Source organism: Pseudonocardia sp. 2-7, from assembly GCF_056341085.1.
Genome location: NZ_CP094507.1, coordinates 1,368,723 through 1,389,086 on the forward strand (window position 1 = coordinate 1,368,723; position 20,364 = coordinate 1,389,086).

Sequence of the window (20,364 nt, forward strand, 5' to 3'; positions counted from 1 at the left end):
TCACTCCGCCGCGGGACGCAGCACGTAGCCGGCGCCGCGCACCGTGTGGATCATCGGCCGGCGCCCGGCGTCGATCTTCTTGCGCAGGTAGGAGACGTAGAGCTCGACCACGTTGGACTGGCCGCCGAAGTCGTAGTTCCACACCCGGTCGAGGATCTGGGCCTTCGACAGCACCCGGCGGGGATTGCGCATGAGGTAGCGCAGCAGCTCGAACTCGGTCGCGGTCAGCTCCACCGGGTCGCCGGCGCGCGACACCTCGTGCGCGTCCTCGTCGAGCACCAGGTCGCCGACGACCAGCTCCGAGGAGCGGTGGGCGGCGGCCATCCCGGCGCGGCGCAGCAGCCCGCGCAGCCGCGCGACCAGCTCCTCCAGCGAGAACGGCTTGGTGACGTAGTCGTCGCCGCCCGCGGTGAGGCCCGCGACCCGGTCCTCGACGGCGTCGCGCGCGGTCAGGAACAGCACCGGCACCTCGGGGGTGTCGGCGCGGACCCGGCGCAGCACCTCGAAGCCGTCGACGTCGGGCAGCATCACGTCCAGCACGATCGCGTCCGGGCGGAACTCGCGGGCGTGGCGCACCGCGGACATGCCGTCGGCGGCGGCGCGGACCTCCCAGCCCTCGTAGCGCAGGGCCATCGACAGCAGGTCCGACAGCGTCGACTCGTCGTCCACCACGAGCACCCGGATCGGGCCGCCGTCGGCGCGGCGCAGCGGGTCGGCGTCCCGGTCCATCACCTCGGTCATGCTAGGAGCACACCGCACGAACCTGTGCGACGGCTGTGCGCCTGCTGTCGGTTCACCGGGCGCGCCAGTACCCCGTGGCGTAGACGGCGCGCCGGTCGAACCCCCGCTCGCCGAGCAGGTGCGCGCGCAGCTCCTTGACCGCGGCGGACTCCCCGGACAGCCACGCCTGGCCGTGCCCGCCCGGCAGCTGCGCGGCCCGCACCGCCGCGACCAGCGGCTCACCCGCCGGGGCGTCGCCCCGGTGCACCCAGGTGACGGCGGCGTCGCCGGGCAGGGTCTGCTCCTCGCCGGCGTCGGCGACCTCGGCGACGACCCGGACCGGCACCCCGGGGGCGGCCTCGGCGAGGGTCTCGCAGACGGTCGCGATGGCGGGCAGCGCGGACTCGTCGCCGATCACGAGGTGGTGCGCGGCGGCCGGGTCCGGCTCCCAGCGCCCGCCGGGCTCGGACACCCCGACCCAGTCCCCGGGGGCGGCCGACACGGCCCAGGCGGCGGCCGGGCCGTGCCCGGCGTGCACGACGAAGTCGACGTCGAGCTCACCGTGGCCGCCGGTGTCGGGGGCGAAGCGGCGCACCGTGTAGGTGCGGATCGCCGGGCGGGCCTCCCCGGCGGGCCACACCGGTCCGCCGGTCGAGGCGCGCGGGACGGCGGGCCGTTGCTGGCCCTCGACCGGGAAGAACATCTTGATCCGGCGGTCCGGGCCGTGCCCGGGGAACCCGGCCAGCTCCTCGCCGGTCAGGGTCACCCGGACCATGCCGGGGGTGACCCGCTCGGTGCGGGCCACCTGCAGCAGGCGTGGTGCGGTCGTGCTCATGGCCGGGAATTGTCCCGGATGCGCGCTCAGGCCCGGTGGCCGAGGCCCGCCAGGCCGGTCCAGACCAGGTCCATCAGGTACTCGGTGGCCTGCTCGGCGGTGACCGACTCGTCCTGGCCGCGCCAGACGGCGAGCCGCTCGCAGGCCCCGACGATCACCTGCGCCCAGCCGGTCAGCCGGGCCGGTTCGGTGCCGGGGACCTGCGCGGCCAGCAGGGCGGCGGTGAAGTCGGTCTGCTGGGCGCGGATCTCCTCCAGCGCGGTGTCGGTGACCCCGGCCTCGGAGCAGAACAGCTGCCAGGCGGGCGCCCGCCGGTCGAGGTAGCGGAAGAAGGCCAGCGTCCCGCCCCGCAGCATCGCCTCCGGCGACTCCGCGGCCCCCGCCGCCTGTGCGACGACGTCGAGCAGCTCGGACCGGGCCCGCGCGATCGCGGCCAGCAGCAGGCCCTCCTTGGAGCCGAAGTGGGTGTAGAGCACCGGCTTGGTGACCCCGACCCGCTCCGCGACCTGCTCCATCGAGACCTCGGCGTAGCCCCGCTCGCCGAAGACGGCGACGGCCGCGTCGACGATCTGACGCTCCCGCTCCGCCCTGGGCACGCGGCGGCGGGGGCCGGGTACGGTCTGCGCGGTCACGTCGGAGACTTTACCCGCAGTAAGTTACTGGCGGTAGGAAGCGAGCGGGAATGGACGTCTACTCCCTGCCGATGACCACCCGATTCCGCGGGATCACCGTGCGCGAGGGCCTCCTGCTGCCCGGCCCGGCAGGCTGGGGGGAGTTCTGCCCCTTCCCCGAGTACGACGACCGCGAGGCCGTCGCGTGGCTCGCCGCGGCCCGCGAGGCGGCCGAGGTGGGCTGGCCGGAGCCGGTGCGCGACCGCGTGCCGGTCAACTGCACCGTGCCCGCCGTCGGCCCCGAGCACGCGCAGCGGATCGTGCGCGCCTCCGGCTGCACCACCGCGAAGGTCAAGGTCGCCGACGCCGGTGCCCCGTTGTCCGGGGACGTCGAGCGCGTCGCCGCCGTCCGCGACGCGCTCGGCCCCACCGGGCTGGTGCGGGTGGACGCCAACGCCGCCTGGGACGTCGACACGGCCGTCGCCGCGATCGGCGAGCTGGACCGGGCCGCCGGGGGACTGGAGTACGTCGAGCAGCCCTGCTGGGAGGTTGAGGACCTCGCCGCCGTCCGCCGGAAGGTGGACGTGCCGATCGCCGCCGACGAGTCGATCCGTCGCGCCGAGGACCCGATGCGGGTGGTGCGGGCCGGGGCGGCCGACGTCGTCGTGCTGAAGGTGTCGCCGCTGGGCGGGGTGCGCCGGTCCCTGCGGATCGCCGAGGAGGTCGGGCTGCCGGTCGTCGTGTCCTCGGCGGTGGAGTCGAGCGTCGGGCTCGCCGCCGGACTCGCGCTGGCCGGGGCGCTGCCGGAGCTGCACCACGCCTGCGGGCTCGGGACGGTCTCGCTGCTGGCCGCCGACGTCGTCGCCGAGCCGCTCGCCCCGCAGGAGGGCTTCCTGCCCGTGCCGCGGGTCGCGCCCGAGCCGGTGCACCGGGCCGCGGTCGCCGCCGCCCCGGACCGCGCCGCCTGGTGGCGCGACCGGTACGACCGCGTCGCCGCCCTGCTCGACGCGGCCACCGGCGCCGGCCGGGTCAGTACTGGTTGACCCGCCCGTCGCGGCGCAGCGCCGCGTCGATCGCCCGCGCCGGACCGGGCACCCGGTACTGGCCCTTCACCAGCTTCCCGGCGCTGGGCACCGCGCCGGTGCCCGGCCAGGTCGCCGTGTCCCACAGCGCCGAGCGCAGGAACGCCTTCGCGCAGTGCAGGAACAGCTCGTCGATCTCGACGACGATCGCCACCTCGGGCGTCGAGCCCTTCACGGTGAGCCGGTCGGCGAAGTCCGGCCGGTACACGATCCGGGCCCGCCCGTTGATCCGCACGGTGTCGTTCGACCCCGGCACGACGACGATCATCCCGACCCGGGGGTCGTGCAGGATGTTGCGCATCGAGTCGAGCCTGCGGTTCCCCTTGCGGTCGGCGAAGGCGATCGTGTGCTCGTCGAGGACCAGCAGACAGCCCGCCGGGTCGCCCCGGGGCGAGACGTCGACGCCGTCCGGCCCGGTCGTCGCCAGCAGGAAGAACGGCGCCGCGGCCAGGAACTCCGCGGTCACCGGGTCGACCCGGTCGCGCGCCTTGTCCCGGATGAACGCGGGCACCTCGCCGATGATCTCCCGGAGCCTGGCCTCGTCGGTCACGTGTTCCATCGCATCCCCCTCGTTGTTAGGTCACCCTAACCGTGGACGTGCTGCCGGGGCGACCCCCGCCTAGGGTCCCGGTGTGGGTGTGATCGTGATCGGGGCCGGCATCGCCGGGGTGACCTGCGCCGCGGAGCTGGCCGCCCGCGGCGTGGACGTGACGGTGTACGAGCGGGCCCGCGGAGCCGGGGGACGGCTCGCGGTGCACCGGCACGACGGCCGTCCCGCCGACATCGGTGCCGCCTACTTCACCGTCTCCGACGACCGGTTCGACGCCCGCGTCCGCCGCTGGCGCGACGACGGCCTGGTCCGCGGGTGGACCGACACCCTCGCGGTGTTCGACGGCACCGGCCGGGGCGCGGACAACCCGGGCCCGCTGCGGTTAGCGGCGCCGGCCGGGCTGCGGTCGCTGGTCACCGACACCGCCCGTGACCTCGACGTCCGCACCGGCCGCACCGTCGAGCGGGTCCGCTCCGGCCCGGACGGCCCGACCGTCGACGGCGAGCGCGCCGACGCCGTCGTGCTGGCGATGCCCGACCCGCAGGCCGCCCGGCTGCTCGACCCGGACACCCCCGCGGGCGCCGCGGTCGCCGGGCGGGAGTGGAACCCGGTGCTCGCCCTGACCGCCGGGTTCGCCGCGCGGGACTGGCCGCGGCTGCCCGCGGCGTTCGTCAACGACCACCCCGTCCTGTCCCTCGTCGCCGACGACGGCGACCGCCGCGGCGACGACGCCCCGGTGCTCGTCGCGCACTCCACCGGCGACCTCGCCCGCGCCCACGACGCCGACCCCGCCGGCGCGGTGCCCGCGATGACCGCCGCCGTCCGGGAGCTGCTGGGCATCACCGCGGAGCCGGACTGGACGCACGTGCACCGCTGGCGCTTCGCCGCCCCCGCCGGCACGCGGGAGCAGACCTTCCACCTCGACGACGACGGCGTCGCCCTGGCCGGGGACGGCTGGGGCCGGTCCCGGGTGCAGACGGCCTGGCTGTCCGGGCTGGAGCTGGCCGGGGAGCTCGCGGGACGCCTGGGTCGCTGATCCCTGGCCGCGTCGGCGTCGGCGACCTACCGTCGTGGTCATGCCCGACCGCGCCACCGCTGCCGCCCCCGTCGTCGTCGAACCGGAGGGGCGGCCGTTCGGCGGGTCCACCGCGCCCGCGGAGCTGGACGCCTCCGGCCCGGACGCCGCCGGGCGCGCGGTGCTCGCCGAGCTGGCCGCCGCCCTCGACGCCGACCGGGTCCTCACCGACCCCGACGTCGTGCGCCCCTACGTCCACGACGAGGCCGAGTGGGCCGAGTACGGAACGCCGCTCTGCGTGGTGCGGGCACGAACCACCGCCGACGTCGCCGCGACCGTGCGGGCCTGTGCGGCCCACCGGGTCCCGGTCGTCGCGCGGGGAGCGGGCACCGGGCTGTCCGGCGGGGCGAACGCAGTCGACGGCTGTGTCGTGGTCGGCCTGGAACGGATGACCGCGATCCGCGAGATCTCGGCGGGGGAGAGGCTCGCCGTCGTCGAACCGGGGGTGGTCAACGACGACCTGCGGGCCGCCTGCGCGGAGCAGGGCCTCTGGTACCCGCCGGACCCGGCGTCGGCGCCCTGGTCGACGATCGGCGGCAACGTCGCGACCAACGCGGGCGGGCTGTGCTGCGTCAAGTACGGCGTCACCCGCGACTACGTGCTCGCCCTCGAGGTCGTCACCGCCACCGGTGAGGTCGTGCGGGTCGGGCGGCGCACCGCGAAGGGCGTCGTCGGCTACGACCTCGCCGGGCTGATGGTCGGCTCGGAGGGGACGCTCGGGATCATCACCGAGATCACCGTGAAGCTGCGCCCGGCCCGCCCGGCCGCGCCGCGCACCGTCGTCGGGTTCTTCGACTCCCTCGCCGACTGCGGGGCCGCGGTCGCCGCCGTCACCGAGCAGGGGCTGCAGCCCGCGGTGTTCGAGCTGGTCGACCGGGAGTGCCTGGCCGCGGTCAACGCGTGGCGCAACGCGGGCCTGCCGACCGGTGCCGCGGCGCTGCTCATCGCCCAGACCGACCTGCCCGAGCCCGCCGCACAGGCCGAGGCCGAGGCGATCCTGGCAGCGTTCACCGCGCACGGGGCGACCGAGGCGATGGCCTCGACCGACGAGACCGAGTCCGAGGCGCTGTTCGCCGCCCGCCGGATGGCCTACCCGGCGCTGGAGCAGCTCGGGATGGGGATGCTGACCGAGGACGTCTGCGTCCCCCGGCCGCGGATGGCCGAGATGCTCGCCAGGATCGAGGACATCGGCCGTCGCCGCGGGGTCCGGATCGCGACCGTCGCGCACGCCGGCGACGGGAACCTGCACCCGCTGATGCTCACCCCGCACGACGACCCGGACGCCCGGGACCGCACCCGCGCCGCGTTCGACGAGATCATCGGCGCGGCCGTCGAGCTGGGCGGGACGGTCACCGGCGAGCACGGCGTCGGCCTGCTCAAGCGCGACGGGATGGAGCGCGAGCTCGGCCCGGAGGTGCTCGCCCTGCAGCGGGCGGTGAAGGCGGCCCTGGACCCGGACGGCATCCTGAACCCGGGCAAGGCCGTCTGAACCGGCCGTATCGCCCGGATGGCCGCGCGTGATCGTCCCCGCGCCGGGGAACCCCGGAGGATGAGTACGACCGACCCGGCCCTGGTCCCGTCCGCGCTCGCCCTGACCTACCGGGGTCCGGCGCACACCGGCGCGCCGCGGCTGTCCGGCGTGGACGGCGTGCACGAGGTGGTGCCGGTGGTGGCGGCCGAGGTCCGCGAGGTCGAACGCCTCGACACCGCCGACCTTCGGCTGTTCTCCGCGGGCATCGAGCTCCTCATCGAGCACGTGGTGCCCGACCGGGCCTCGGTGGTGGCGCCCGGCTCGGCCTGGGTGCTGCGGCTGCCCGACGCCGGCCCCGACGACGACCTGCGCGTCCCGCTGTCCGGCAGCGAGGTCGAGGGCGTCGCCGACCGGTCGGTCCCCGACGGCATCGACGCGCTCGTCCGCCGGGTCCGCGGCGACGCGCCGCTGGTGCCGGTGGGCCGGGTGCACGTCACCCGCACCGTCAGCAGGATGCGCGACGACGCCGGGCGCGACCTGGCCACCCTGACCCGCGAGCAGGTCGACGTCGCGACGCTGGGCGGGTCCGCGACCGTCGAGAGCTGGACCGAGGCCGTCGTCGAACCGGGGACGGCCGGGACCGCCCTGCTGCAGCAGCTCGACGACGCCCTGCGCACCACCGGCCTCGTCCGTGCCCCGCGCGGCGGGTACGCCCGGCTGACCGCGCTGCTGGCCGAGGCGGCGCCCGTCGACCCGCCGCGGCGGACCGGGCGCAGGGGCAGCGCCGGTGCGCTGCTGCTGCGTTACCTCGGGGACCAGGTCGACGCGCTCGCCGCGCGCGAGCAGGACCTGCGCGCCGACCGCCCGGACGCGGTGCACCAGATGCGCATCGCCGCCCGCCGGATGCGCAGCGCGCTGCGCACCTACGCGGGGCTCCTGGAGGGCCCGCGGGCCGCGCACGTGGTCGCCGAGCTGCGCTGGCTGGGCCGGGCGCTGGCCGGTGAGCGCGACGCCGAGGTCCAGGAGGAGCGCCTGAACGCCCGGCTGACCGCACTGGAGCCGGAGCTGCTGCTGGGACCCGTGCGGGCCGCCGTCACCCGGCACTTCGCCCGCACCCGCGCCGAGACCGGGGCGGCGGTGCTCGACGTCGTCGACGGGGAGCGCTACGCCGCGCTGCAGGGCGCGCTGCGCCGGCTGCTCGCCGACCCGCCGCTGTCGCGCCGGGCCCGCAAGCCCGCGATCACCGTCCTCCCCGCGATGGTGGGCCGCACGGCCCGCAAGCTGGAGCGGCGGATGGAACGCGCGCTGGCCGACCTCGACGCCGGTCAGGTCGCCCCCGACTCGCTGCACGACGCCCGCAAGACCGGCAAGCAGCTCCGCTACGCCACCGAGGTCGCCCGGCCCAGCGTCGGGAAGGACGCGCGGGCGTTCGCGAAGCGGCTCAAGAAGGTCTCCGACGTGCTCGGCGAGCACCAGGACGCCGTCGTCTCCCGGGAGACCCTGCGGACCCTCGGGGCCCGCGCCGGCGCCGAGCGGGACAACGGGTTCACCTTCGGTGTGCTGCACGGCCGGGACACCGCGACGATGCTCGACCTGGAGCGCAGGCTGCCCACGGTGTGGGAGACGGCGTGGACGCGACGCGCCCGCCGGTGGATGCGCCGCTAGCCTGCGCGGGGTGAGAGACGCCGTCGCCGACCTCCGCCGGATCGCGTTCCTCCTCGAACGCGCCCAGGAGTCGACCTACCGGGTGCGCGCGTTCCGGACCGCGGCCGCCGCGCTGCGCGGTCGCGACGCCGAGGAGCTGGCCCGGCTGCACGCCTCGGGCGGCCTCACGGACCTGAAGGGCGTCGGCGAGGTGACCGCGCGCTGCGTGGGGGAGTCCGTCGCCGGGAAGGAACCGGTCTACCTGCGACGGCTGGAGGACGCCGTCGCCCGCGCCGACGCCACCGGGGTGCCCCTGGCCGAGGCGGCGCTGCGGCTGCGCGAGGGCCTGCGCGGGGACTGCCACAGCCACACCGACGCCTCCGACGGCGGCTCCCCGCTCGCCGAGATGGCCGAGACCGCGATCGGGCTGGGCCACGACTACCTCGTCGTCACCGACCACTCACCGCGCCTGACCGTCGCGAACGGGCTGTCCGCGGACCGGCTGCGCCGCCAGGTCGAGCAGATCGCGCAGCTCAACGAGCGGATCACCGCGTCCGGGTCGGACTTCCGGGTGCTCACCGGCATCGAGGTGGACATCCTCGACGACGGCGCCCTCGACCAGTCCGAGGACCTGCTCGCCTCGCTCGACGTGGTGGTGGCCAGCGTGCACTCGAAGCTGCGGATGCCCCGCGACGAGATGACCGAGCGGATGCTCACCGCCGTCGCGAACCCGCACGTCGACGTGCTCGGGCACTGCACGGGCCGGATGGTCACCGGCCGCCGCACGCGCCCCGAGTCCGAGTTCGACGCCGACGCCGTCTTCGCCGCCTGCGCGGAACACGGCGTCGCCGTGGAGATCAACGCCCGGCCCGAGCGCCTCGACCCGCCCAAGCGGCTGCTGCGCCTGGCCGTCGAGGCCGGGTGCGAGTTCACGATCGACACCGACGCGCACGCCCCCGGGCAGCTCGACTGGCTCGACCACGGCTGCGCCCGCGCCGTCGCCTGCGGGGTGGCCCCGGAGCGGATCCGCAACACCCGCGACCTCGCGGGCCTGCTGCGCCGCTGACCCGCTGCGTCCCCGTGCTGCCCCCGTGCCGCGCTGCGCGCTGCCCTGCAGCCGCTGCGCCGGTGAGGGCCGCGCCGCCGACCTTACTGCGCCGGCGGGCTCCCGGGCGCCCGGGTCAGCGCAGCTCGAAGTCGGCGACGTCGAAGCCGGGTGAGACGACGCAGCTGACCAGGACCGCCCCCGGCCCCGCCGGCTCCGCCCGCTGCCACACCCCGGGCGGGACCTCCTGCTGCGGGCCGGCCGGCCCGAGCCGCAACCGGGCGCCGGGGACGGGGTCCGGTCCGTCACCACCGAGGACCAGGTCCGCCTCGGGACCCGAGTGCCGGCACCACAGCTCGGTGGACCGGACGCGGTGCCACCGGCCGGGGGCGTCGAAGAGGTAGAGGATCGCCGTCGCCGAGGGGCGTGGACCGTACGGGGTCGCGACGACGACCGGTGAGGTCCAGGTCCGCCGGTACCAGCCACCCTCCGGGTGCGGGGCGAGGTCCAGCGCGACGGCGAGGTCGGGGCGAGCCACGCCGCCACTGTGGCAGGCGGACGCGCGGTCCGTCCCCGGTCCCCACCCCGGGGCGCCCCGGGGCATCGGCCCCGGGGCGCGTCGCACCCCTGGTGCGGTCGCCGCACCCGTCGCGGCGGGTGCGGGAGCCCCCGCCGGGGTGCGGCACCTTCGTCCGTGGGGTGCGGCGACCCGCCACCGCGCCCGGCACCCCGCGCGCGGGGCGCCCCGCGCCGCGACGGGGTGCCGCACCCGCGGCCGCGCACCGGGACGGTCACCCGTCGTCACCGGTGTCCGCAGGAGAGTCACTTTCCGTTCACGGGCGAGCGCATTCCACTCGTCCGCGCGCTCCCCGGACGGGTGGTTCGACTGGTGCTCCTCACCCACCGCACGTGAGATGGGACCGCAGGTGACCGAGTGACGGGAGTGATCCACGGTGCGGACCAGGACCAGGACGACGGTGGCGGTGCTCGCCGCGACGCTCGCGCTGTCGGCGGTCACGACGGCCGGTGCGTCGGCGGCGTCGGCGGCACCCGCGGCTCCGGCGGCCGCCGTGACCCGGACCGTCGCCGACGACCCGGTGCCCCCGCGGGACGACAGCGGCGCGGCCGCGCCCGCCCCGGCCGGCGGAGACCCGACCGGCCCGGCCGCGGGCACCGCGACCCCGGGAGGCGACCCGGCCGGCGGGACGGTGAAGACCCCGGCCGACCCCGCCGCACCCCCGGCGTCGTCGCACTGCACCGAGACCGCGGCGCAGGAGCTCGGCTGGGGCGCGCCCGCCCGCGAGTCCGACTTCGACGGCACCACGGTCCCGCCGGACTGGCACCCCTACGGCCCCGAGCCCGGCCACAACAAGAAGGGCACCCGCACCCCGGAGGCGGTCACCGTCGCCGACGGGGCGATGACCATCTCCGCCGACGCCGACGGCAACACCGGCGCCGTCAGCTGGCACCCCGGCCAGCGCTACGGCCGGTGGGAGGCCTGCGTGAAGTCGGACGAGGGCCGGGGCGGGATCAACGCGCTGCTGCTGCTCTGGCCGGTGGCCGAGGACTTCCCGGTCGGCGGCGAGGTCGACTGGATGGAGATCATGGACGACTCCCGCCAGAAGACCAGCTTCTTCCTCCACTACGGTCCGGGCAACGACCAGGACTACGGGTCGGTGAAGCACGACTCGACGCAGTGGTCGGCCTACGCGCTGGAATGGACCCCGGAGAAGATCACCGCGTACGTGAACGGGAAGGAGTGGTACTCCAACACCGACACCGACCAGTTCCCGCCGCGCCCGATGAACATGACCATGCAGCTGGACTACTTCGGCAACGCCGGCGGCCCCACCGCGATGCACATGGACTGGGCCCGGCAGTGGGCGCTGCCGCAGAGCACCGTGGCCACGCTGAGCCTGCCGCCCGGCTCGGCCGCGACCGGGCAGCCCCGCGACTTCCCCGACCGGAAGCCGCGCGAGCTGTCGGAGCCCGAGCAGCAGGCGCAGACCGCGATGCTCGCCCGTGAGCACCGCTGAGGCTCAGACCGCGGCGTCGAGCTCCGCGCGGGTGGGCGGGTTCGCGCCGTGCCGCGAGCAGGTGATCGCCGACGCCGCGACGGCCTCGGTCAGCACGGCCTCCAGCGTCGGCCGGTCGATGCGGTAGAGGTCGTCGCGGGCGGTCGCGCCGAGCAGCCCGCGCCGGTGCAGCCCGGCGAGCAGCGCCGCGGAGAAGCTGTCCCCGGCACCGACGGTGTCGACGACCTCGACGGTGCGGCCGGGCAGCACCAGGTGCAGCCCCGACGACGTCCCGGCCAGCACCCCGTTCGCCCCGAGGGTGACCACGACGACCGCCGGACCGAGCTCGAGCCACTCGCCGACGACGTCGCCGGGCTCGCGGCCCGGGTGCAGCCAGCCCAGGTCCTCCTCACTGACCTTCACCACGTCGGCCACGCCGAGCAGCTCGTGCACGCCGGGCAGGATCTCCTCCGGCGTCCCCATCAGCAGCGGCCGGAAGTTCGGGTCGTAGCTCACCGTCGCGGTGTCCACAGCGGAGGCGAGCAGCTCGCGCAGCGCGTCGTGACCGGGCGCGGTGGTCAGCGCCAGCGATCCGGAGTGGACGGCGACGACCGGGCCGGCCGGGCCGTCGTCGAGGGCACCGGCGAGCTCGTCGTCGGTCCACTGCCAGTCCGCGGTGCCCGCGATCCGGAAGTCGTAGGACGCCTGCCCGTCGGCGGCCAGCTCCACGATCGCCAGCGACGACGGCTCGTCCGCCTCGACCGAGTGCGACAGGTCGACGCCGTTGTCCGCGAGATGGTCGCGCAGCTTGCGCCCGAGCAGGTCGTCGGCGAGCCGGGCCAGCATCCGGGCCGGCACGTCGAGGCGGGACAGCCCGACCGCGACGTTCGCGGGGCTGCCGCCGGGCGCGAGCTCCCAGTACCCCTGCGCGGGGGCGGGGACGATGTCGACGAGGGCTTCTCCGGCGACGGCGATCACTCCGCGTGGCGGGCGTCCGGCAGCTGTGTCGGGCATGGCCGCACTGTAGTGGTCCGATCGGGGTCCCCGGACAGGTCCGTGACGGGTCACGACCACGTCACGGTGCGTCGACACGCACGTGGTAGGCATGACGGATGCCCCGGAAGATCCCGGTCGTGGTGCTGGCCGGATTCCTCGGAGCCGGCAAGACGACACTGCTGAACCACCTCCTCGCCGCGGGCGGGGACGCGCGGATCGGCGTGGTCGTCAACGACTTCGGGTCGGTCGGCATCGACGCGATGCGCGTGGCCGGTCAGGCCGGCGACGTCGTCGGGCTCGGCAACGGCTGCCTGTGCTGCGAGGTCGGTGAGGGCGGCGTCTCCTCGGTGCTGGAGAAGCTGACCCGCCGCCGCGACGAGATCGACGTCGTCGTCATCGAGGCCAGCGGCATCGCCGAGCCCGGCACGCTGGTCCAGCTCGTGCTCGACGCGCTGGGCCAGCACCTGAGCTTCGGCGGGCTCGTCGAGGTCGTCGACGCCGCGGAGTTCGAGGACTCGCGGCGCCGCCACCCCCAGCTCGACAAGCACGTCGGCATGGCCGACCTCGTGGTCCTGAACAAGATCGACCGGGTGGGGCCGGGGCCGCTGTGGCGGGTCCGGCGGCTGTGCCGCGAGGCGAACCCGCGGGCCCCGATCGTCCCGGTCCGCGACGGCGCGGTGGACCCGGCGCTGCTGTTCGACATCGAGATCGTGCCGGGCCGCCAGCTGATGCTGGGCGAGCGCGTCGACGAGCCGCACTCCCACCACCTGCACGCCGGCTACCAGAGCCTGACGTTCCTGTGCGACGAGCCGCTCGACGCCGCCCGCCTGCAGGACCTCCTCGACGCCCGGCCGTCCGGGCTGTACCGGATCAAGGGCTCGGTGCGCTTCGCCGCCGCCCCGGACCGGGAACGCTGGGACCTGCACACCGTCGGCCGGTACGTACGGTTCCGCCGGAGCCGGTGGGACCCCGACGAGCCCCGCCGCACCACCCTGGTCCTGATCGGGACCGGGCTGGACGAGGCCGCGTTGGAACGCGCGCTGCGCGCCTGCGTCGCGACCGACTCCGACCGTCGCGACGTCGACGCCCTCCTCCCCGTCGCCCGCTACGCCGTCTGACCCGTCTTCCCCTGCTGCTGTTGCTCCCAGTGTCACTTTCGGGGCGTAGAGCGCTACGAGGGTGACCCTGGGGACATGACGCGGGGCTCGAGCGGCGGGTGGGGGCGGTTGGACCCGAGATCAGACCGAGGTGAGGTCCGGGCCCGTCGCCGGCTCGGCCAGCTGGGTCAGCGCGTCGGCGGCCCACGCCTCCCCACCGGCCACGGCGGTCCACAGCAGGACACCGAGGGTGCGGGTCGGGTCGATCCGTCCTGCCTGCCACGACGGCGTCGCCGCGAGCCGCTCGGCGCGTGCGCAGAGTTGCCAGGAGGCGGGGTCGGTCGCGGCGATGTCGCGGGCGAAACGGGTGTGCCCGGTGCGGGCGCGGTAGGCCCGGACCGGGTCGGTGACCGCGTGGATGATCGAGAGCACCCCGATCGCCAGCCCGAGCGCGACGGGCAGGCAGGCGAGGAACGCCAGCGCCGACCAGGACCAGCTGTTCTCACCCACGGTGAGCGCCACCACGGCGGCGGCGACGACGGCGGTGCCGGTCATCGCACCGGCCGGGAGCTTCGTGTAGACGAGGTCGCCCGCGTCGTCGACGACGTAGTCGGTGCCGGTGATCAGAGCCGGGTCGTACACGCGGTATCCGGTACGGGTGCGGACGAGGGTGGGCAGGCGGTCGGCGGGGGCGCCGGTGACGAAGTCGTTCATGGTCGTGCTCGATCTGTGAGAATGCTGCTGCTCGCGGCCCACCTGATGGCCGTCTCGCCCGGTCAGTCGCCCACGATGCCGGTCGGTGTTACAGATTCACAACGTTCCTCGGCGCGTCCGGTCTGTGATGTTCGCCTCCCCCGCTTGCGAGCAACCCGGACGGCTCACCCGGGTGGCCAGGCGTCGCCCCACGCGGTGTCACGGGCGTGCCGGAACAGCTCCCTGCGACTGCGCGGGACGGGGGTGTCCCGCAGCGTCCCGTCCGCCTCGCAGACACGCAGCGTCACCAGTCCCTTGCGTGTGTGCGGGTGCCGGACCACCCGGCCCGGGGCCCGTCCGACGGTGCCGTCGTCGTCACGCACGGCGACGACGTAGGAGAACTTCTCGTCCTCGTGGCCCAGCGAGCCGGCCTTCAGCACCCGGTGGCGCGAGCTGCGCCCGACGCGCACGGCGAAGTGGCACCAGTCGTCACCGGTCACCGGGCAGGCGCCGTCGTGTGGGCAGGGCGCGGCGACGGTCAGGCCCGCGGCGAGCAGCCGGGCACGGGCGTCGAGGATGCGCGCGTGCCCGGCCGGCGTCCCCGGCTCGACGAGCACGACCACCCGCGCGGCCCGGGCGGCGGCGTCGACGACGGCGTCGCGCACCGGCACCGGCAGCTCCCCGAGCAGGTAGCAGGCGGTCAGTAGGTCGGTGTCCGGCAGCGCCGGGGCGGTGCCGAGCACCGCGGCCTCCCAGCGGGCGCCGCGCAGCAACGCCGACGGAGCCCCGCCCGCGAGCCTGCGCCCCAGCGCCCGGGCCGGCGCCGCGGCCTCCAGCACCGTGGCCCGCTCCAGCGACGGCCACACCTGCGCCGCGGCCCACACCGCGGCACCGGTCCCCCCGCCGAGGTCGAGCAGCGACACCGGCTCCGGCACCCGCGCGGCGGCCCGCTCCAGCACGTCGACGACCGCCGCGTGCGTCGCGGGCATCCGGTAGGCGGCGTAGGCCGCCGCGTCGTCGTCGGTGCGCAGGATCGGCGCGGTGGGCACGGTGCCGCTGCGGTAGTCGCGGATCAGCCGGTCGACCACCGGCGCGAGCCGCGCGGCGGGGACCCGGTCGAGCGCGTCGTCGAGGGCGGCGCCGAGTGCGCCGGACAGGTCGGGGGACAGGTCGGGGACCACCCGCCCATTCCACCAGTCCCGGGCTCAGCCCCGGGCGCCGACCAGCAGCGGGTCGGCCAGCACGTCGAGCAGCGGGGCCTGCATCCGCGCCCACGGCGACAGCCCGGAGGCCGGGTCGTCGGCGGCGGCGCGGAAGCGCGACCAGCTCCACCAGGCCACGTCCTCGACCTCGTCGGGGCGCGGCTCGGGCTCGCCGCTGATCCGGGCGACGAACACCGGGCAGAGCTCGTTCTCCTCGATCCCGTCCTGCGACGCGCGGTAGCTGAAGTCCGGTAACACCATCCGCAGCTCGGTCGCGCGGATGCCCAGCTCGTCGGCCAGCCTGCGGTGCACCGCGTCGGCCATGTCCTCGCCGGGGGCGGGGTGCCCGCAGCAGGTGTTGGTCCAGACCAGCGGGAAGGCGGTCTTGGTGCGGGCGCGCCGGGTCACCAGCAGCCGGCCGGCGTCGTCGACGCCGTAGCAGGAGAACGCCAGGTGCCGCGGGGTGCTCGCACCGTGCACGGTGGCCTTGTCCGCGACGCCGACCGGGTTGCCGTCGTCGTCCAGCAGCACGACCTGTTCCATGCCGTCCTGTCTACCGGAGCCCGGCGGCCGCGGCCCGTCGGCCGGTACCGGCTCACACCCCGGGGCGGGCGGCTGCGCGGCGCCGGACCGCGCCGCCGAGCGCGGCACCCGGCAGGTGCGCGGCGACGACCGCGAGTGCGGCGGGGGAGACCGTGCCCCGCGCCAGCCCCAGCTCGACCGCGCAGTCGAACACCCGCCTGCTCCGGGCGGCGGCGCCGATCGCGGCGTCGAGGAACGCGGGACGCGCGGCCAGCCGGGCGAGCGTCCCGACGTGGCGGTGGTGGCGGGCGAAGGTCCGCTCCATGGCGGCGCGGTGGGCGGCGCCCGCGTCGTCGCCGCGCAGCGCGCTGCGCCCGGCGAGGATCCCGGAGGCGACGGCGTCGAAGATCCCCTCGCCGGTCAGCGGGTTCACCTTCGCCGCGGCGTCGCCGGCCAGCAGCACCCGGCCGTCGGGCTGGAACCGGGGCGCGGTGGACAGCGGCAGGTGGTGCGCGCGCAGCGTCGACGGGTCCGGTTCCTGGCCGGGCAGCAGCGCGGCGAGCCGCTCCAGCAGCGACGCCCGGTTCCCGGCGCCGCGCTCGTCGAACACGCCGTAGCCGACGTTCGCGCCGCCGCCCGCGATCGGGAACGACCAGGCGTAGGCCGGGACGGCGCCGCCGGCGTACTCGATCGACAGCGTCCCCGGTTCGGCGGCGACCGGGGTGTACCCGCGGATCGCCACCGCCGTCGACGACGGCGGCACGCCCGGCGCGCCGAGCGCGCGGCGGACCACCGAGTGGGCCCCGTCGGCGCCGATCACGATCCTCGCGACGACGTCGTCGTCGAGCAGCACCCGGTCGCCGTGCGGGACGACGGTGCGGACCCGGTGGCGGCGCAGCTGCGCCCCGGCGGCGACGGCCGCGTCGACCAGCGCCGCGTCCAGCTCCAGCCGCGTGACCACCCGGTTCGGCCGGGGTGCGGTGCGGTGCACGACCCGGCCCTGGGGGGTGCGCAGGCGCAGCCGCGGTGCCGCGACGCCGAGGGCCCGGACCCCGGTGGCACCCAGCTCGTCGAGCAGGTCGAACACCTCGGCCGCGACGCCGTCGCCGCAGGTCTTGTCGCGGGGGAAGGCCGCGGCGTCGAGCAGGAGCACCGACGCCGACGGTCGCAGCCGCAGCACGTTGAGTGCCGCGGCGCAGCCGGCGGGACCGGCCCCGACCACGACGACGTCGTAGGTGGACATGGCGCCATTGTCCCCCTCCGCGCCCGGGCGGAAACGGCTCGCCACCGCCCGCCCGGCCGTGGTGCACTCGCACACCGCCACCCCCTCGTCCGGCCGCGCCGTGTGCCGGCGCCGCGGGTGGGCGCGTCCGTCACGTACCGAGGAGCACGCTGTGACCACCGAGCCGGCCGCCGGCCGCGACGCCGAGCGGCTGCCCGCCGGAGCCCTGCTGATCATCTCGCTGCTCGTCGGCTCGGCGTTCGTGATGATCCTCAACGAGACGATCATGAGCGTGGCGCTGCCCGCGCTGATCGCCGACCTGCGGGTCACCCCGGCCACCGCGCAGTGGCTGACCAGTGGCTTCCTGCTGACGATGGCCGTGGTCATCCCGATCACCGGCTACCTGCTGGGGCGGTTCCCGCCGCGGTCGGTCTACCTCGCCTCGATGGGCCTGTTCAGCACCGGCACCCTGCTGTGCGCGGTCGCGCCGACGTTCGGGTTCCTGCTGGCCGGGCGGGTCGTGCAGGCCACCGGCACCGCGGTGATGATCCCGCTGCTCATGACGACGATCCTGCGCCTGGTCCCGGCGAGCCGCCGCGGGCAGACGATGGGGACGATCTCGATCGTCATCGCGGTGGCGCCCGCGGTCGGCCCGACGCTGTCCGGGGTGATCCTCTCCGCGCTGGGCTGGCGCTGGATGTTCTGGATCGTGCTGCCGATCGCGCTGGTCGCCCTGGTCGCGGGGGCGCTGCGGCTGCGGGTCGCCGCGGAGACCACGCGGGCCCCACTCGACGTCGCCTCGGTCCTGATCTCGGCGGTCGCGTTCTCCGGGATCGTCTACGGGCTGTCCGCGATCGGCGAGTCCGCCGCCGGGGGCGCGCACACCGCGGTGCCGCCGTGGGTGCCGCTGGTGCTCGGTGCGGCGGCGCTGGCGGTGTTCGTGCACCGCCAGGTCCGGCTGCAGCGCGGCATCGGCACGGCTCCGCTGCTGGACCTGCGCCCGTTCGCGGTCCGCCGGTACTCGCTGTCGCTGGTGCTCGTCGCGACCGGGTTCATGTCGCTGTTCGGCGCGATCATCCTGCTGCCGCTCTACATCCAGGAGGTGCTGGGCGACAGCGCGTTCGTCGCCGGCCTGGTGGTGCTGCCGGGCGGGCTCGTGATGGGGCTGCTGGGCCCGTTCGTCGGCCGGGCCTACGACCGGGTCGGCGCCCGTCCGCTGGTGCTGCCCGGCTCGGTCCTGCTCGCGATCGTGATGTGGGGGTTCACCACCCTGGCCGCGGCGACGCCGATCTGGCTGGTCGTGGTGCTGCACGTAGGCCTGTCCGCAGCGCTGGCGCTGATGTTCACGCCGCTGATGACCGACGCGCTCGGCTCGCTGCCCGGCGAGCTGTACTCGCACGGCAGCGCCATCCTCACCACGCTGCAGCAGGTCGCGGGCGCGGCGGGGACGGCGCTGTTCATCACCGTGATGACGCTGGCCTCGGCCGGCGCCGGCGTCGACGCGGCCGGGGTGCACGCGGCCTTCCTGGTCGCGGCGGGCGTGTCCCTGGTGACGGTGGTCGTCGCGGTGGCCGCGTCCCGCCTACCGGCACCCACCGCGGCCCCGCAGGACGCCCGGACCTGAGGCCCGTCCGCCGGGTCAGCGGGTCGCGGTCCTCCCGGTGGTGCCGGCGGGGGCGGGGACGTCCGGGTCGTCCAGCCCGTCGCGGGAGGTCTCGCGCAGGGCGAGCACCGACCCGACCGAGACCAGCGCCAGCAGCCCGATCACCGCCGACAGCGTCCCGGTGCCGAACCCGGCGGCCTGCAGCGACGCGAACAGCACCGGCGAGAGGCCCGCGCCCATCCCGGAGATCTGGTAGCCCAGGGAGGCCCCGGTGTAGCGCGAGCCGGTGGAGAACATCTCCGAGTACAGCGCCGCGGACGGCCCGAACCAGGCCGCGTGCGTCACGCCCTGCCCGACCACCACGGCGAGGGTGAGCAGCACCGCCGAGCCGGTGTCGATCATCGGGAAGATCGCGACGCACCACAGCCCGGTGGCGACCGCCCCGCCCAGGACGACCGGCCGTCGTCCGACCCGGTCCGACAGCGCGGAGAAGCCGATGATCCCCACGATGGCGACCAGCGAGGACAGCGTCAGCGCGTTCAGCACAGTCTGGCGCTCGAACCCGGCACCGACGGCGTAGGAGATCAGGAACGTGGTGAGCGTCCCCTGCGCGACGAAGGCCCCGAACCCCACGCCGACGGCGAGCAGCAGGTTGCGCGGCCGGGACAGCACCTCCAGCAGCGGGGCGCGGGCCGGCGTCGTCGGCTGTGCGGCGGCCGCCGCGGCGAACACCGGGGTCTCGGTGACCGACAGCCGGACGAACAGGCCGATGCCCAGCAGCACCACGCTCAGCAGGAACGGGATCCGCCAGCCCCAGGTGAGGAACGCGTCCCCGGTCAGCGCCGCCGACAGCGCCAGCACCAGCGTCGACAGCACCATGCCGCTCGGCGCGCCGGCGTTCGTGAAGCTCGCCCACAGGCCCCGCCGCGACGACGCGTGCTCGGCCGACATCAGGACCGCGCCGCCCCACTCCCCGCCGACCGCGACGCCCTGCACGACCCGCAGCACGATCAGCAGTACCGGGGCCAGCGCGCCGACCTGCGCGTAGGTCGGGAGTAGGCCGATCAGGATGCTCGCCACCCCCATCAGCACCATGCTGATGACCAGCATCCTCTTGCGCCCGACCCGGTCCCCGAAGTGGCCGAACACGATCCCGCCTAGCGGGCGGGCCAGGTAGCCGGTGGCCAGCGTGCCGAAGGCGGCGACGGTGCCGACCAGTGGGTCGAGGTCGGAGAAGAAGACCGCGTTGAACACGACGGCCGAGGCCGTCGCGTACAGCAGGAAGTCGTAGTACTCGATCAGGCTGCCGAGATAGCTCGACAGGACCGCGCGCCGGCGCTGGGTCGAGGAGAACCGGGGGTGCGTCATCGCAGCTCCCTGCCTTCCGTGAGATGGAAAGCAGCTTTATAGCAAGTTACTTGTGATCAGCGCCACGATCGTTAGGATCGCACACGTGACGGATGCGGCGTCGGTACCGACGGGGACGCGGGGGCAGCGGTTGACCTACCTGGTCAAGCGCCTGCAGATGGCCGAGCGGGCCCGGATGGAGGAGGCGCTGCGCCCGCTGGGCGTGACGCTGGCCCAGTACACCGCGCTCAGCGTGCTGGAGCGCCGCGGCGGGCTGTCCTCGGCGCAGCTCGCGCGACGGCACTTCGTGACCCCGCAGGCGATGCAGCAGCTCGTCGCCGCGATGGAGCGCGACGGGATCGTCGAGCGCCGGCCGGACCCGGACAACCGCCGGATCCTGCAGGTCTGGCTCACCCCGCACGGCGACGCGACGCTGGCCCGCTGCCACGCGGCGGCCGGGGTCGTCGAGCGCCGGATGCTCGACGCGCTGGAGCCCGACCAGGCCGAGGTGTTCGCCGACGCCCTCGAACGGTGCCTCGCCGCGCTGGCCGGTCGCGACGGGATCCCGCCGGACGGCGATGCTTGACCCCATGGCAAGCACCTTGCTATCAAGCTAGTTGATATCAAGGAGCGA

At 75.6% G+C, this 20,364-nt stretch carries 20 protein-coding genes; 9 read left to right on the plus strand and 11 right to left on the minus strand.

All coding sequences use genetic code 11. The features are described 5' to 3' along the window. Genes MTO91_RS06895 through MTO91_RS06905 form a run of 3 tightly spaced genes read right to left on the minus strand, consistent with a single transcriptional unit; the run spans position 1 to position 2,187 of the window. Positions 1 to 741 (minus strand): response regulator transcription factor, encoded by a 741-nt coding sequence (locus MTO91_RS06895; protein ID WP_476654077.1) that lies wholly within the window; start codon positions 739 to 741, stop codon positions 1 to 3. A 52-nt stretch (positions 742 to 793) separates the two neighbouring features. Next, the gene (locus MTO91_RS06900; RefSeq protein ID WP_476654078.1) at positions 794 to 1,555 is read right to left on the minus strand and encodes a siderophore-interacting protein; all 762 of its coding nucleotides are present in this window, start codon (positions 1,553 to 1,555) and stop codon (positions 794 to 796) included. 26 nt (positions 1,556 to 1,581) lie between these two features. Next, positions 1,582 to 2,187: a TetR/AcrR family transcriptional regulator gene (locus MTO91_RS06905; protein ID WP_224403274.1), complete on the minus strand. Its 606-nt coding sequence runs from the start codon at positions 2,185 to 2,187 to the stop codon at positions 1,582 to 1,584. 50 nt (positions 2,188 to 2,237) lie between these two features. On the opposite strand from MTO91_RS06905, the gene MTO91_RS06910 reads away from it, so the two are divergent. Then, on the plus strand, positions 2,238 to 3,209 hold the full coding sequence (locus MTO91_RS06910) for an o-succinylbenzoate synthase (RefSeq protein ID WP_476654079.1): 972 nt from the start codon (positions 2,238 to 2,240) through the stop codon (positions 3,207 to 3,209). Here the strand turns inward: MTO91_RS06910 and MTO91_RS06915 are convergent. Then, on the minus strand, positions 3,196 to 3,807 hold the full coding sequence (locus MTO91_RS06915; protein WP_251786877.1) for an MSMEG_1061 family FMN-dependent PPOX-type flavoprotein: 612 nt from the start codon (positions 3,805 to 3,807) through the stop codon (positions 3,196 to 3,198). The genes MTO91_RS06910 and MTO91_RS06915 overlap by 14 nt on opposite strands. Positions 3,808 to 3,880: 73 nt before the next feature. On the opposite strand from MTO91_RS06915, the gene MTO91_RS06920 reads away from it, so the two are divergent. The 4 genes from MTO91_RS06920 to MTO91_RS06935 are packed head-to-tail and all read left to right on the plus strand — an operon-like array spanning position 3,881 to position 9,054. Continuing rightward, positions 3,881 to 4,834 (plus strand): NAD(P)/FAD-dependent oxidoreductase, encoded by a 954-nt coding sequence (locus tag MTO91_RS06920; protein WP_476654080.1) that lies wholly within the window; start codon positions 3,881 to 3,883, stop codon positions 4,832 to 4,834. Positions 4,835 to 4,874: 40 nt separating this feature from the next. Then, positions 4,875 to 6,362, plus strand: coding sequence for an FAD-binding oxidoreductase (locus MTO91_RS06925; protein ID WP_476654081.1), 1,488 nt, complete (start codon positions 4,875 to 4,877; stop codon positions 6,360 to 6,362). A gap of 60 nt (positions 6,363 to 6,422) precedes the next feature. After that, positions 6,423 to 8,009 (plus strand): CYTH and CHAD domain-containing protein, encoded by a 1,587-nt coding sequence (locus tag MTO91_RS06930; protein WP_476654082.1) that lies wholly within the window; start codon positions 6,423 to 6,425, stop codon positions 8,007 to 8,009. 10 nt (positions 8,010 to 8,019) lie between these two features. Continuing rightward, positions 8,020 to 9,054 carry a PHP domain-containing protein gene (locus tag MTO91_RS06935; protein ID WP_476654083.1) on the plus strand — a complete coding sequence of 345 codons (1,035 nt, stop codon included), beginning with the start codon at positions 8,020 to 8,022 and terminating at the stop codon, positions 9,052 to 9,054. 115 nt (positions 9,055 to 9,169) lie between these two features. On the opposite strand, the gene MTO91_RS06940 is transcribed toward MTO91_RS06935, so the two are convergent. Further along, a complete protein-coding gene (locus MTO91_RS06940; RefSeq protein ID WP_253069184.1) occupies positions 9,170 to 9,571 on the minus strand; it encodes a cupin domain-containing protein in 402 nt (133 codons plus the stop codon). 415 nt (positions 9,572 to 9,986) lie between these two features. Between MTO91_RS06940 and MTO91_RS06945 the strand changes: the two genes are divergently transcribed. After that, positions 9,987 to 11,069 carry a glycoside hydrolase family 16 protein gene (locus MTO91_RS06945; protein WP_476654084.1) on the plus strand — a complete coding sequence of 361 codons (1,083 nt, stop codon included), beginning with the start codon at positions 9,987 to 9,989 and terminating at the stop codon, positions 11,067 to 11,069. A gap of 3 nt (positions 11,070 to 11,072) precedes the next feature. Here MTO91_RS06945 and MTO91_RS06950 read toward each other — a convergent pair whose 3' ends face one another. Continuing rightward, positions 11,073 to 12,062 (minus strand): carbohydrate kinase family protein, encoded by a 990-nt coding sequence (locus tag MTO91_RS06950; protein WP_253069424.1) that lies wholly within the window; start codon positions 12,060 to 12,062, stop codon positions 11,073 to 11,075. 98 nt (positions 12,063 to 12,160) lie between these two features. On the opposite strand from MTO91_RS06950, the gene MTO91_RS06955 reads away from it, so the two are divergent. Further along, complete coding sequence (locus MTO91_RS06955) at positions 12,161 to 13,162, plus strand: CobW family GTP-binding protein (RefSeq protein ID WP_346104257.1); 1,002 nt, start codon at positions 12,161 to 12,163, stop codon at positions 13,160 to 13,162. A 120-nt stretch (positions 13,163 to 13,282) separates the two neighbouring features. On the opposite strand, the gene MTO91_RS06960 is transcribed toward MTO91_RS06955, so the two are convergent. The 4 genes from MTO91_RS06960 to MTO91_RS06975 all read right to left on the minus strand — a co-directional run bounded on the left by MTO91_RS06960 (position 13,283) and on the right by MTO91_RS06975 (position 16,801). After that, the gene (locus MTO91_RS06960) at positions 13,283 to 13,855 is read right to left on the minus strand and encodes a hypothetical protein (RefSeq protein ID WP_476654085.1); all 573 of its coding nucleotides are present in this window, start codon (positions 13,853 to 13,855) and stop codon (positions 13,283 to 13,285) included. A gap of 164 nt (positions 13,856 to 14,019) precedes the next feature. Beyond that, on the minus strand, positions 14,020 to 15,015 hold the full coding sequence (locus MTO91_RS06965) for a small ribosomal subunit Rsm22 family protein (protein WP_476654086.1): 996 nt from the start codon (positions 15,013 to 15,015) through the stop codon (positions 14,020 to 14,022). A gap of 24 nt (positions 15,016 to 15,039) precedes the next feature. Beyond that, entirely contained in the window at positions 15,040 to 15,579 is a 540-nt protein-coding gene (idi, locus tag MTO91_RS06970) for an isopentenyl-diphosphate Delta-isomerase (protein WP_062400875.1), read from the minus strand. A gap of 52 nt (positions 15,580 to 15,631) precedes the next feature. Further along, entirely contained in the window at positions 15,632 to 16,801 is a 1,170-nt protein-coding gene (locus MTO91_RS06975) for a geranylgeranyl reductase family protein (protein ID WP_476654087.1), read from the minus strand. A gap of 151 nt (positions 16,802 to 16,952) precedes the next feature. Here MTO91_RS06975 and MTO91_RS06980 point away from each other — a divergent pair, with 151 nt between their 5' ends. Beyond that, positions 16,953 to 18,404: a DHA2 family efflux MFS transporter permease subunit gene (locus MTO91_RS06980; protein WP_476654088.1), complete on the plus strand. Its 1,452-nt coding sequence runs from the start codon at positions 16,953 to 16,955 to the stop codon at positions 18,402 to 18,404. Between the two features lie 15 nt (positions 18,405 to 18,419). Here MTO91_RS06980 and MTO91_RS06985 read toward each other — a convergent pair whose 3' ends face one another. Then, a complete protein-coding gene (locus MTO91_RS06985) occupies positions 18,420 to 19,751 on the minus strand; it encodes an MFS transporter (RefSeq protein ID WP_476654089.1) in 1,332 nt (443 codons plus the stop codon). A gap of 85 nt (positions 19,752 to 19,836) precedes the next feature. On the opposite strand from MTO91_RS06985, the gene MTO91_RS06990 reads away from it, so the two are divergent. Continuing rightward, complete coding sequence (locus MTO91_RS06990; protein WP_226355660.1) at positions 19,837 to 20,316, plus strand: MarR family winged helix-turn-helix transcriptional regulator; 480 nt, start codon at positions 19,837 to 19,839, stop codon at positions 20,314 to 20,316. Positions 20,317 to 20,364 lie beyond the last annotated feature (48 nt).

What these genes read in the sequence shown, in the direction of transcription:
- MTO91_RS06950 (WP_253069424.1), bottom strand. Translation starts at nt 12,062, where the DNA reads ATGCCCGACACAGCTGCCGGACGCCCGCCACGCGGAGTGATCGCCGTC.
- MTO91_RS06955 (WP_346104257.1), top strand. Translation starts at nt 12,161, where the DNA reads ATGCCCCGGAAGATCCCGGTCGTGGTGCTGGCCGGATTCCTCGGAGCC.
- MTO91_RS06915 (WP_251786877.1), bottom strand. Translation starts at nt 3,807, where the DNA reads ATGGAACACGTGACCGACGAGGCCAGGCTCCGGGAGATCATCGGCGAG.
- MTO91_RS06960 (WP_476654085.1), bottom strand. Translation starts at nt 13,855, where the DNA reads ATGAACGACTTCGTCACCGGCGCCCCCGCCGACCGCCTGCCCACCCTC.
- MTO91_RS06910 (WP_476654079.1), top strand. Translation starts at nt 2,238, where the DNA reads ATGGACGTCTACTCCCTGCCGATGACCACCCGATTCCGCGGGATCACC.
- MTO91_RS06975 (WP_476654087.1), bottom strand. Translation starts at nt 16,801, where the DNA reads ATGTCCACCTACGACGTCGTCGTGGTCGGGGCCGGTCCCGCCGGCTGC.
- MTO91_RS06900 (WP_476654078.1), bottom strand. Translation starts at nt 1,555, where the DNA reads ATGAGCACGACCGCACCACGCCTGCTGCAGGTGGCCCGCACCGAGCGG.
- MTO91_RS06930 (WP_476654082.1), top strand. Translation starts at nt 6,423, where the DNA reads ATGAGTACGACCGACCCGGCCCTGGTCCCGTCCGCGCTCGCCCTGACC.
- MTO91_RS06895 (WP_476654077.1), bottom strand. Translation starts at nt 741, where the DNA reads ATGACCGAGGTGATGGACCGGGACGCCGACCCGCTGCGCCGCGCCGAC.
- MTO91_RS06925 (WP_476654081.1), top strand. Translation starts at nt 4,875, where the DNA reads ATGCCCGACCGCGCCACCGCTGCCGCCCCCGTCGTCGTCGAACCGGAG.
- MTO91_RS06985 (WP_476654089.1), bottom strand. Translation starts at nt 19,751, where the DNA reads ATGACGCACCCCCGGTTCTCCTCGACCCAGCGCCGGCGCGCGGTCCTG.
- idi (WP_062400875.1), bottom strand. Translation starts at nt 15,579, where the DNA reads ATGGAACAGGTCGTGCTGCTGGACGACGACGGCAACCCGGTCGGCGTC.